This window comes from Duganella violaceipulchra, assembly GCF_019166075.1.
Taxonomy (GTDB): domain Bacteria; phylum Pseudomonadota; class Gammaproteobacteria; order Burkholderiales; family Burkholderiaceae_D; genus Rugamonas; species Rugamonas violaceipulchra.
The window spans coordinates 1-215 of the sequence record NZ_JAHTGR010000270.1 but is presented as its reverse complement, the minus strand read 5'-3'; the positions used below and the strand labels follow the sequence as shown (position 1 = coordinate 215).

The 215-nt window shown below is 62.8% G+C and carries 1 protein-coding gene; it reads left to right on the top strand.

Annotated elements, in window-relative coordinates:
* Window positions 1-215, top strand: a 215-nt coding sequence (locus KVP70_RS35970) for a hypothetical protein (RefSeq protein ID WP_217946829.1), incomplete at both ends; no start/stop codon positions are given.

Below are 215 nucleotides of genomic sequence, written 5' to 3'. Positions count from 1 at the left end.
GGCGCACCTGCTCCCCATTTTACCGGACAGCGAACGGCAGCAGCTGCTGGTCGGCTTTAACGCGACGCACGCGCACTACCCGCAGGACCAACTGATCCATCAACGGTTCGAAGCGCAGTCAGCAGCCGATCCGGAAGCGATCGCGGTGGTGTACGAAGAGACCAGCGTCAGCTATGGCGAATTGAATGCGCGCGCCAACCGACTGGCGCACACCC